This is a genomic window from Sphingobacterium nematocida (assembly GCF_900168125.1).
Lineage (GTDB): Bacteria > Bacteroidota > Bacteroidia > Sphingobacteriales > Sphingobacteriaceae > Sphingobacterium > Sphingobacterium nematocida.
Map to the genome: position 1 here is coordinate 15,327 of NZ_FUZF01000009.1, position 12,309 is coordinate 27,635.

Annotated in this window: 9 protein-coding genes; all 9 read right to left on the reverse strand. The window is 40.3% G+C overall.

What is annotated here, in order from left to right:
* Positions 1-506 precede the first annotated feature (506 nt).
* The 9 genes from B5X76_RS10775 to B5X76_RS10815 all read right to left on the reverse strand — a co-directional run bounded on the left by B5X76_RS10775 (position 507) and on the right by B5X76_RS10815 (position 12,205).
* Positions 507-971: a hypothetical protein gene (locus tag B5X76_RS10775; protein WP_139375277.1), complete on the reverse strand. Its 465-nt coding sequence runs from the start codon at positions 969-971 to the stop codon at positions 507-509.
* Positions 972-1,058: 87 nt separating this feature from the next.
* Positions 1,059-2,174 carry a TlpA disulfide reductase family protein gene (locus B5X76_RS10780; RefSeq protein WP_079643128.1) on the reverse strand — a complete coding sequence of 372 codons (1,116 nt, stop codon included), beginning with the start codon at positions 2,172-2,174 and terminating at the stop codon, positions 1,059-1,061.
* Positions 2,175-2,195: 21 nt separating this feature from the next.
* Positions 2,196-3,758 carry a PKD-like family lipoprotein gene (locus B5X76_RS10785; protein ID WP_079643129.1) on the reverse strand — a complete coding sequence of 521 codons (1,563 nt, stop codon included), beginning with the start codon at positions 3,756-3,758 and terminating at the stop codon, positions 2,196-2,198.
* Positions 3,759-3,777: 19 nt separating this feature from the next.
* Positions 3,778-4,608, reverse strand: coding sequence for a DUF4843 domain-containing protein (locus B5X76_RS10790; RefSeq protein WP_176141044.1), 831 nt, complete (start codon positions 4,606-4,608; stop codon positions 3,778-3,780).
* A gap of 37 nt (positions 4,609-4,645) precedes the next feature.
* Positions 4,646-6,088, reverse strand: coding sequence for a RagB/SusD family nutrient uptake outer membrane protein (locus B5X76_RS10795; protein ID WP_079643131.1), 1,443 nt, complete (start codon positions 6,086-6,088; stop codon positions 4,646-4,648).
* Positions 6,089-6,099: 11 nt separating this feature from the next.
* Complete coding sequence (locus B5X76_RS10800; RefSeq protein WP_217699647.1) at positions 6,100-9,363, reverse strand: SusC/RagA family TonB-linked outer membrane protein; 3,264 nt, start codon at positions 9,361-9,363, stop codon at positions 6,100-6,102.
* Between the two features lie 235 nt (positions 9,364-9,598).
* Entirely contained in the window at positions 9,599-10,747 is a 1,149-nt protein-coding gene (locus B5X76_RS10805) for a FecR family protein (protein WP_079643133.1), read from the reverse strand.
* An 80-nt stretch (positions 10,748-10,827) separates the two neighbouring features.
* Positions 10,828-11,421 (reverse strand): RNA polymerase sigma-70 factor, encoded by a 594-nt coding sequence (locus tag B5X76_RS10810; RefSeq protein ID WP_079643134.1) that lies wholly within the window; start codon positions 11,419-11,421, stop codon positions 10,828-10,830.
* A 358-nt stretch (positions 11,422-11,779) separates the two neighbouring features.
* The gene (locus B5X76_RS10815; RefSeq protein WP_079643135.1) at positions 11,780-12,205 is read right to left on the reverse strand and encodes a nuclear transport factor 2 family protein; all 426 of its coding nucleotides are present in this window, start codon (positions 12,203-12,205) and stop codon (positions 11,780-11,782) included.
* Positions 12,206-12,309 lie beyond the last annotated feature (104 nt).

A 12,309-nucleotide genomic window follows, 5' to 3' on the forward strand; every position in this document is an offset into this window, starting at 1 on the left:
TCACTGCGAATGAAATGAAGCAGTCTGTTTTCTTCCTTTATTGCTCCTAATTTACGCTAGTCTGTGCCTATTTATCGAAAAAAAACACGCAATAACACAATAATCCAGAATCCACAGCGTTAATATATCAAAGAGCAGCAGAAGACAGGTAGCTCCTGGAGCAGGAGATATCACTTTATAAAATATCCATGTAGCAGGACTGTTCAATTACAATAAAACACTTTGGATATTCCAAATGGCCATTGTAAATCAAACTGCTTACATTTGAAATAAATGCTTGATTATAATATCCGCAAAGAAAAATAGTCGGGAGACTACATTCGAAAAAAGAAACACAGACACAGACAAAACTTTCATGATTCATTTGAATCAACAACAGGTATGAAAGTTCTTGATGGCCTTTGAAAACAGACATTTTCAGAAAAAAAGGGTATTTGTAAAAAAGTTAGAAAGGGTTCAGATAAGTCTGAACCCTTTTGCTTTTGTGAGCGTTTAAAAACTAAATACTATTCTTTTAATAGGTTTGCTAGTTGCTCCTCAACATCAGCTTTTAACCGATCGTTAGAGTAATCTTCCAAGTGACTGATTTCGCTGTTTAACTGTAGAATACCCGCATTGAAAAACTGAAAAACATCTTCGCTTAACCCAATCTCACTTCCAGATTTTATTGGATTGTGTAAAGATTTGTTTTTGATGTTTAAAGGCTTGTAAAACCGGTATACTGCAGCTTTGAATTTGGTTAGTTCGTAATTTCTTGTGGAATCACCGATAGCATTGTCAGTTTGGATCTGATGCAAGTCCGCGGTCGAAAGATCAATATTTTGATCAGATAGCGCGAGACTCATTACGGATTCGGAAGAGATATTTTTTAACGTAGCTGAATTAAGAGGCTCGGTATCGCTATTATTTGTACAGGACAAAAATAAGCTAACGACAAGCAGACTGGATAAAAAAGTTGTTTTTCTCATCATTGTATTTAAAATTTACAAAGTTATTTACAAGACTAAAAGGTAGTGATACGGCATATACAGTAGTGCCGTATCACTTAAATCTAATACCTAGTTATGGAAGATCTCTTTCAATTTGGCATCAACCTGTGCACCTCTTAAATTTCTGGCGATAATTTTGCCATCAGGATCGATCAAAAAATTGGAGGGTATGCTGCGAATGCCATACATGACACTGGCTTCATTTTTCCAACCTTTTAGATCGGATACTTGAGTCCACGGCAATCCATCATCGGCTATAGCTTTAAGCCAGGCGTCACGCTTATTGGCATCATCCAAGGATACACCTAAAATCTCAAATCCTTTTTCCTTATAAGCTGCATAAGCTTTCACTAAGGCTGGATTCTCGCCTCGACAAGGGCCACACCAGGACGCCCAAAAATCGATCAGCAAATATTTGCCCCTAAAGTCTTTAGTGCTCACGGGTTTGTCATTTACATCATTCTGCGTGAAATCCATCACAGGGTTACCTACTGCAGTAAGTTTGTCAAAATGCAAAGTACGTTTCATCTGTGTGCCTGCTGTAGATGCTTTAAGATCGGCAGATATACCGTCGAATAATGTTTCTACTTCGGCAGGATTCACACCGTTATTAATCAAGTAGGTAAGTGCATCTATGCTAAAGAACGATGTAGGATTATCCCTAACATATTTTTTAAACGCAATAATACTATTGGCTTCCAATTTTGCCATATGTGTTCTAAAATTAGTTCTGACCGTGGCATCTTTTGCGCCAACACGTCTTAGATCCATTTCTACACTTCTCAACGAATCTGACATAAACATATATTTGTTAAAATCGTCATTTAGTTCCGATCCGATTACCTTAGACTTCTTTAAAGAATCTATCGTCTCTAGACGGATTGTTACAGGTTCTAAATAAACGATTTTGACATCTTTTCGGTTTTCCATATCACTAAATCCTTTCTGGCTGTAATCGAAATAGATTCTAGCAGGAACTGGGTTCTCTACCTTACCTTTGAATGTGAAGCTACCGTTGATCAGGAAAGTAGAGTCTACGCGTGTGGCTCCGCCTGATGCATATTGCATGTAAACTTTTTTCGGAAGTATAGAATTCCCTACTTTACCCTGAATATTAAAGCTATTTTGCTGTGCATTAACTGTTAAAACACAGAGTAAAGCAGGTATCAATAAATTTGTTTTCATATTATATATTGGTTTTGAAGCTTAAAATGTGGGTACTTCTTTATAGGCTACGTCAACAATGTCTGCAAAGCCTTTATACTCTTTAATCATTGTTAAATCTCCATTTAGGGGAGGAACATTAAAAAACCGTAATATACCATGGGATTTTTCAGGTAAATCAGCATCAGCTGTACCAACAATTAAGTCGTATTGCTGGTTTAACATCGTCTGTGGTTTGGTGGTGATATTAAATCGAAAAAGATTGAATTTGAGCATAGTTATATTTTCTTTACCAAAATCTTTCATGAGCTTGTTGGTATTGGCTACATAATCATACTGATAGAGCTTGGAACCGCTGGCATAGAACATATATGGTAGCGTAGAATGAAATGCAAAAAACTTCGCTTGCTGGATATTGGGGAGATCGAGATCTCGATAGAGACTTTGTTCAAATCTGCCCACAGGACTGGCTACAACAAAACGTATCCCATGTAATGAGCGTTTGCCATTTTTTTCTAAGATCGAATAAGCTGTACTATTAGCGAACAAGGTGCTTTCCATATAAACAATATCCTTTCCGGTATTATAACTGAAAAGTGCTTGCTCGGGATCGGTAAATGGCAACACAGAAGTACGTCTGCCGGAAGACCAATTGACAAATCGCTTATTGGTTATATCGTAGCCTAAAACAGCATTGCTGCCGCCAGAAGCTTTGGCATCTGCAACAATGTATTTGGACATTTTGAATTCGGGTTTACGATCTCCCAAGCTTGTATTCACTGGGAATTCAAACAACGGGCCTACAGAAGAGTACAGCTGGTTATAAGCGTTATTATCACCATCCACGATAAGGTAATAACCGGATGCTGTGCGCTGTAAATTTTGAGGTTTGCAATTTTCAGTTTTGTTTCCAAACTCATACAATAAATTAAACGTTGGTCCCGATTGGAGATTTTGTTGCAGTAAATCATAAGCACCTTGATTCTCGGTTATGATAGTGATCTTGGCGGTAATCGGATTACGATACAAATACGACATCCTAGTCCCCTTATTAAGTTTTGGCAAACCTAATGGCTCTGCTAAATCAAAGGCCTGTACCGAACGTGTAGGAGATATAACGGAAACCATATCCAAACGAACACGCTGTTCGGCCCCTTCATTACATAATACCATCCAACCTTCGGTGACAGCAGAGCCAACATTGAGCTTGAAAGGCTTGAATGTCTGTACGCCCGTGCGCTTGTCGGTCACAACAAAACTGATATCGTACATCTTGGGAGTCAAATTGACAAAATAATTCAAGTTTTTAGAGAATGTCGAGTCTAAAGGAATAAACTCCATCTTCCCAGTACTGACATTCAGGTCTCGGACATAGGCAAACGAGTAGTTTTCATTATCTGCCGCTATCTCGCCTTCATGTAAGGAAACAATCTTTGGGTTAAGAGTTAATGTATCGATATTACCTAATACATTGATCTGATCGGGTATGTCCTTGATCTGTATCGCATTGTACTCGGTGTAATCATAATTGCCTTTGTCTTTATAGCAAGATGCTACCAACAAAGTTGTTATTAATAGAAATATATTATAGGTTTGATTCTTCATATTGCTTTAATTGAATAGTCTATAATTTGCTGTAGTCAACGAGGTAAGCTGGACCCAACTGCATTAATGTCTTACCATCGTCTTCGTATACAGGAGTACCCGCCTGAAGCTTTTCTTCCAGGTAAACTTTAAAGATGCTGGCGGCATAATGAAATCTTGTCGTGGCAACAGGATAGAAGTTACCACCAGAATTCACATATCTCCAATCTGATGCTTTCCAGGACATCAAATCATTAAGTATTTTGAACTTTTTAACGGACCAATCTCCAAAGTAATCTCTACCTGGACTAGTGAAATAGGAAGGCTCGGTAATTATTTCGGAATAACCAATCTTAAACTTCGTTGCATCGAGTAATTTGTTATTGCCCATATTCAATAAATACGGAAGTAATAGCTTATAATCTCCAAACTCGACCAGTTGTAACTGGATGTTGATCGATTTTTCGAGTAGAATAGGCGTGCGGAACAGTTTGATCGGAATTCGAACAGTAGACTTTCCGGCAGGCATGATGTACGTTTCCTTTAAAGGTTCAAAATCTACTCCTTCTTTTGCTGTACCACCAATAACTTTCACTTTAAAGGGGCGATCCTTATCACTAACATGTCCTAATGCACGTACAGGCACATTCATTGTATAATCCGTAAACCGAGCCGGATCATTCTGAAAACTGTAGGATAGGGAGTCGGTATAACTTAAGGGCATACCGTCGGGAGTAAAAGTGGCAACTGAATAGAAATATATGCCACTTGAATTGTCGTCTTCTCCTTGATAGAGTAGTGGCTCTTTTGTACAGGAATGTAGAAATACGCCGAATGCCACTAAGACTGAAGTGTATATGAAGTTTTTCATTAGAATAACTGCTTTTAATTTAGTTCTAATTTGTTTATTAATCTCTATAGCGATTTTCGCTGTCGGGCAACATGGGTACATAACGGGCCGCAGTCATGGAAATATTAGCATTGGTAATTCCAGATTTTATAGTTGCAGTATTGGTTCGTTTATAGTAAAAAAACAACTGTCCTTCGCCGTATAACTCTTTAACATACTCATTGCGTAGACGAACGGCTAGATTGTCCGTTACACTGGGGAGCCCCCTCTGATTGCGTAGTTTATTTAAATAAGCGTATGCTAACTGCTCATTTGATTCTGATTCGGTAGCAATTAGATACACTTCTCCTAAGCGAATTAATGGCAATATGCTGTTGCGATAAAGGGTAGAGGTCTCCCCAACTCTGAATTTTAAGCTATACAGGGTATTAACTTCTAGATCGTAATCTTGCCACAAATAGGAATACCTATAGTCGCTTTCCTCTCCGCTGAATAGGGCTGCAATATTGCCTGCTCTCGGAATCAAAAGGTTTGCAGATTGTGCAGATCCTGGATTAAAATAGTTTTGGAATATTAGATTGCGCCCGCTATGGTATAAACCGGTAATGATTTCTGTAGAAAAAACTCGGTCCGGATTTGCAAAATTACCCGCAATATCGGTATGCTTTATAAAGGGAAAGTAGCTCTCGCGTTTGCTGTCTTCAATTATCATTTTAGCATATTTCAAGGCATTTCCTTTATCCCCGGCATAAAGATGTACACGAGCTTTTAACGCTAAGATGGTATAGTAGTTGAAACGGAATGTCCTGTAACGAAAGGTATTGTCTGCACCTTCTAATACCGTGTTCTGCGGACCTTCATTGACAATAGGATCTGATTTTAATAGATAGGACTCGGCTCTGTCTAAATCATTAATAATATGCTTAATCACCTCTTCTGCAGGTAAAAGTGGAGCGGGGGACACCGAAATCTCGTCCACGTAAGGAATGCTTTTTTGACTTGCTGAGGTTTTGTATATAGGACCAAATAACCTCAGCATATCAAAATGTACGAATGCACGTATGGCAAGTGATTCTCCCAGGACAATATCCTGTATGTTGGATGGCAGGGTGGAACTCCTTTTTTCCACATTTTCGATGATTTTGTTGCTGTTTAAAATGACTTTATAAGCGGCATCCCAGGTCCGTTCTAACCGGCCTTTGGTATAATCAGCGGGATAAGCGTAATTGGATACTTCTGTATAGTTAACATTGGTCGTGCGGATATTATACTGCTGCCCCAATATTTCTATAAATTCGCTCCCTAGCGTAGATCCATATAATTCGCTATTTAATAACTCATTATACGTGCCGTTTAAGGCGGAGAGAATACCGGCTGGGGTATCGAATACATTTTCTTCAACAATACGGTCAGCGGGTTTAATATCTAGCCATTTGTCACAACTGGATAGACTTAATGCCACTAGTGCTACGCAAAATATAGTTGTTCTTTTTATTTTCATAGTTTAAGTAATTAAAAGGACACGGATGCAGAAAATGAAACTGTGCGTGCAAAAGGATAATCTATCCCGCGCTCCGTTTTTATAGTTGAAATAACAAAAAGGTCATTCATGTAAGCATTTAATCTTAGGCTGCGTATACGCGATCGCTTCATCCAATCGCCCATAAACTCATATCCCACACGAAAAGATTCTAAGGCGATGGAATTATCATCTTCAACAAAGCGGGAAGACATCTGCGTTTTCTTGGATAGTGATATGCCTTTGTAGGGGCTGATGTCTCCAGGATTTTGCCATCTATCGTATAATGCTCGTTTGTCTTGATTACTACGAAGCCCAGCAAACGTGATGTTTTCTACCTTATTATATAGCGCACTGTTGAACGCCTGTCCGCCCCAGCGGTAACGGAAGTCTATATTGGCAGAAAACCCTTTATACGTAAACGAGGTACCGAATGTGCCTTCCAACTTCGGCCTATTGATACCCACCTGAATCTCGTCATCAAAATTGTAGTCTAATGTATAGGTACCATCTTTTTTTATGAAAAGCTCTTCTCCGGACGAAGGATCTATACCGGCGGAGACAACCGTCCAAAGTGCGTCGGGATTGGCCCCGTCGTAATATCTTCGTAAATTATTATTCCTACCGCTTTCATTGAATTTGTCCAACGTATTGCCAATGTTGTCTATTTTGGACGATTCTGTCCTGAAATTATATCGGAAGGACCAAATCCTACGGTTAACAGGATCGTAAATGGGCGAGTAGGTAATCGTGCCGTTAAAGCCTTTGGATTCTTGATTTCCTAAGTTAGTAAGAACTGTATTGATACCTAAAGATGCCGGGACACCGATGTTAATCAATAATGGGTCGGTAGTTTTATGAAAATAGTCTACATTAAACAAGAGTTTTCTCTTCATAAAACCCGCATCAACACCGATATTTTTGTCTAACGTGGTCTGCCATTTCAAATCCGGATTGCCCAGCCCCGATAGGACGACGCCTTCTCCAAAGAAGTTGGTAGTACTGTTGGAAAACATATAGGTGGTATAGGTCTGATAAGAACTGAAGTTCTGATTACCGGGATTACCAACGGATCCTCTTAGTTTTAATAAATGGATCCAATCGACTCCCTTAAGGAAAGTTTCATTATGCATATTCCATGCTAAACCTGTGGACCAGGTATTGGCATAGCGCTTGTTAGATCCAAATACCGAAGATCCACTCAACCGATAAGTCAGGTCCATTAAGTATCGTTCGTCAAAAGAATATCCACCATTTAGATAAAAACTGTTTGATCGGGAAGCATTTTCATTGTAAGCAGGTCTACCGTTTTCAGGAAAACGTTTGGCAAATGCTGCCGTCGTATAGTTGCCTTTGGAAAATCCCTGCGCAGTATATCCATTAAGCAAGGATTCGTTGGCAGCAAGACGACCACCACCAACAGCATTAATACGATGCTTCTCCTTAAACACCATGCCGTAAGTAGCGGTAAATTCACCTTCATACTGTAAGTTGTTGCTATTCCTATAAGTTAACGAGCCTCGTAGTAACGGATCAATGCGGTCATATTGCGTGCTCTCCGGTGAGATGAAGTTGTCTGTCTCGTCAATAGATTTGGTCACCCCGAATCTAGCGCGAAGACGTAAGGAAGGTAGAACCGTATATTCGGCTGCAAAATTATTATTTATACTGTTGCCTTTAGTCAGATTGCGACTATTTAAATGTGCGTTCCATAAAGGGTTTTCAACTTGTTCATCACTGACATTTGTTAACCACTTCTCTACAAATCCTTCTGCATTATATTTACGGTAATAGGGATTGGCTCTTGAATAGGAAGAAAAGGGAACCACTGGATCACTAGAACTGACGTAATTGACTGTCAATTTATTTGAAAACTGGAATTTATTTTTACGGTAGATCAGATCGATGTTGCCACTAAAGGTATTTCGCTTGGAGTCCTTCATTACACCGGTGATACCATTATAGTTAGCTCCAATTCCATAGCGCATACTGGCGTCGCCCCCTTCAGCGTAGATAGTCTGACGTTGATTGATGCCAGTACGCACCGGTTCGCTCAACCAATAAGTGTCTACACCACTGAGTACATCCTCCAAACGCTTGTTGTATAGTTCCATCTTTCTTACGCCGGTACCGTCCCAAGCTCCGAAATCATACCTTCCGGCAAGCAATTCAAACTGGAGTTTCTCGTTTGCGTCCATCAAATTGTAGCTGGAAAAGTCGGGAACAGATACATTGAAATTGCTGTTGTAAGAAACCCTTAATTGTCCCGGAAGTGGCTGTTTGGTCTCGATGACAACCACACCGTTGGCTGCTTTAGAACCGTAAATGGCTGTCGAAGCAGCATCTTTAAGAATAGTGATGGAAGCTACCCGCTCCATATCTAGATCCATTACTGTTCGAAGCGACGTTTCAAAACCGTCTAACACAAATAGAGGCTGATTGGGATCTACGCCAAATTCTTCTTTCAATCCTACGACACTGGATTTGCCACGTATCTCTAGATCAGGAAGCCGATTGGGGTCTGAACCAAATTGATTGTTCTCCAATACTGCAAATACAGGATCTAGTGTTTTTAGACTTTGAATGATATTGGTATTGGCCACTGCTTTGAGCTCCTGACCTGTATAGGTGGTAGCCGAACCGGTAAAGCTGTCTTTTGAACGTGTATACACACCAGTTACGACAACGTCTTGCATTTTAGTATCTGCGGATTCCAGTTTTACCTTTATATGCCGTGGGCCATCGATCCGAACGATTTTGGGCTGATACCCGACGTAGGTAAACCGAAGGGAATCGCTTTCGTTTCGTAGCATGATCTGGAATGCCCCCTGTTGGTCAGTTACGCTATTGAGGCGACTCTTGATCGCCAATACGTTGACTCCGGCCAGTGGTTTGCCCGATTCATCGGTAACGACTCCGGTGAGGCGCTGCTCTTGTACAGCATCGGTTATGGCTGCGACCCCAGCTTTGGCCTTAAGGGTGATCGTCGTACCTTGGATACTATACGTAAAAGGTTGACCACTGAAAATTTCGTTGAGCCCTTCTTTGAGGTCTCTTCGTCGAAGATCAACACTGACAGGATTGGCTCGCTTGATGAGCTTGTCGCTGTAAATAAAATCGTAACCCGATTGCTTTCGGATTTCCTTAAATACCTCGGTTAGGGCGGCATTGCTTTTCTTAATCGTAAGATGCTGCGCAAATGAACTGGCCGTCACATGCAACATATTAAGCAGGAGTAAGAATATAGTTAGCTTCATTATGACAAATAATTTGGAAATGCCGACAGGAGCGCGACACAAAAAATTAATGTAAAATTTCATACATTTGATAGTGTTTAATGGTCAAACGGCATGTTCCGCCAAGAACATACGTTTGGGGTTTCATTCAATTTAGTTGTTAGCACAATAAGCCCTTTTAAAGGGGCTGGATGACGTTATTAAACGCTCGCCGGAGGCACGCCAATGCCTTCGGCTTTTTTAATTATCTTTCAGGTCATATTTCATTGGTTTTGGGGTTAGTTTTGGTTATCCATATTTTATTGTTTTTAGTTACAAATTTTAGATCGCCAGTGGATTCTAGACAGGCAATCACTTCAGAAAGATTTTTAGATCGTGACACCTGACCGCTGAAAGTCTGGCTGAGATCAACACCTCGTTCGTACGCTACATCCACACCATACCACCTCGAAACCCGCTTCATGATGTGAACAAGGCTCTCTTCGCGAAAGATAAAATCACCGTTTTTCCAGTCGATGGCTTGCTCTACATCGACAGCACGTACGGCACATCGGTCATCACTCACTGTGGCTTGATCTCCGGGTTTTAATATCCTAGATATAGAGAGATTAGCGTAACTTACTTTTACGGCTCCTTCAAGCAATGTTGTCTTTTCGTAAGGTTCGTCTCTGTAGCTTTTTATGTTGAAATGTGTACCCAGTACTTCCACTTTTTGACTTTTACTTTGTACAAAAAATGGACGTGAACTATCTTTGGCAACTTCAAAATAGGCTTCGCCATCCAATTCGACTTCACGGGCAGCACCTGCAAATCGGGTAGGGAACTTCAAGGAAGATTCGGAGTTAACCCAGACCTTGGTACCATCGGGTAGCACGATACGGTACTGGCCTTTGGAAGGAGTCTCGACAGTATGGTAAGCTATTGATAGCGCAGACTGCGGATCGGCTGTATATACTAACGCGCCCTCTTCATTTTTTGTGATTTTACTGCCCGTTTGGGATATCACGCTGCCTTCTGATATACTATCTAGATTGACTTTCTTGCCGTCTTCCATCGTCAAAATTGCCACGTCGCCTCCAGGCAATACATCATTTTCGGATACAAGGGCAGTAGATTCAATATCGGGAGCAACCGGGCCACTGATGAAATAGAAACCACCCCCCAAAAGTAGGATTACAGATGCTGCCGCCGCAATTGTCTTCCAGTTGACCAAAGAACGGACAACGGTGGTTTGCGTGGCAAACTGTTTTTCAAAATCGACTTTGGCACGATTTAGCTCTTCTTCGGAAAGCGAAGAGGGCTGATTAAGATGAATATGATGAATCCATCGGTGTAATAACGCCAGCTCTTCAGGGCTGCATAATCCCGATTTGTATTTTTCTAATAGTTCCTTTGGTTCCTTCATGTGATTTAGGGCCTTATATTACTAAGACGGTAAGAGAAACCGTTGTGGGTACAGGGAAACTAAAAAAAATATGAATTTATTTAATACAGAAATAATAGGAGTAGTAATAGATCGAGAAATAGATGAGTGATATGTCCTAATTTAAGCCGTAACTGACGTAATGCGCGTTTCATCTGTGTCTCCACGGTGTGCTGGGAGATATCAAGCTTGCTTGCAATATCGCTATTACTTAACCACTCTCTGCGGCTAAGGATAAATATTTCGCGCATGCGTGGTGGCAAAGCGTTGATCTCGTGCTCAATCATAGCACTCAATTCCTTTTCCCGGATCATGTGGTCTGTCGAAGAACTGCTCTGCATCAGATTGTGAAGGCTATCCATATACTTTTCTTCAACCTTTTGGTGGGAGAAGATATCTAAGATTCGATTGCGAACAGATGTAAATAGATAGGAGCGAAGCGTGCCACAAATAGAAAGTGTAGCTCGCCTATTCCAAACATTCATTAACGTATCTTGCACGATATCACGTGCTTCGAGGTTGTTGTTTAATTTTTTATGGGCGTAAATGTATAGTAGGCTGTGGTAACGCTCATAGATTTCTGTAAACGCCTTCTTATCATTGCTCTTTAGAAGCTCAGACAAATCTTGATCAGACAATTCTTGATATGATACCATTATATCCAATTACAAGTAAAATAAAACGGGAAGATTTACTTCGTTTAGATTACGGGGTTAGCTTGAAGGCAAAGCTATATTTTATTTATGAAGTTTCCAAAACCTCTATACCGCTCAAATAAAAAGACCCGCACTCCTGCGGGTCTAGGTTGAAACAAAAATCCTCAGTTTGAGGATTCCTGAATGCCTATTGGTATAAACTCATTATGAAGACTCCTTCAGTTTATTGAAGGTTCTTGAAGTCCTCTGAAAAATAAACTCTTCCTGAATAAAATCCTCAGTTTGAGGATTCCTGAATGCCTCTTGGTATAAACTCTTTATGAAGACTCCTTCAGTTTATTGAAGGGTTCCTGAATGCCTATGGATATGTCGTTACCACTTTGTTGACTTTCCAACCATCTACAGACTGTACCATAGTGATGTAATCTACACGGGTGAATTTCTCAAATTTCATGATCGCCTTGGCTACCGAGGTATTACCTGCCTGATCTAATATTTCATATGTCGTCTCGCAGTTGTATTTCAATCCCTTATTGGCTTTTAAGAACGCTAGGTATTCTGATCTGCTGGCTACTTGATCACTTGCTGAATTGTGGTACGCAAAGTCATTTGTAAACAGGTGCTTATTGAATTCCGTATTGCCCAAGGTGATAGCTTCTACATAGGTAAGAGCGATCTTCTTCGCGTTAACATCCTTCAATGGATTTACGGTTTCTTTAGCAAAAGCACTGAAGGTAAACGCTAAAGTGAATAAGGTAGCGATGGTTGCGATAGACTTTTTCATGATGTTGAGGTGTTTTAGTTGTTATTTTTTTTGTCTTTAATCCTTTTGTTAATAAGACGCTGATTCTTTTCCTAAGGTTGCGTCTGTTCTTTGTTTTTGTTGTT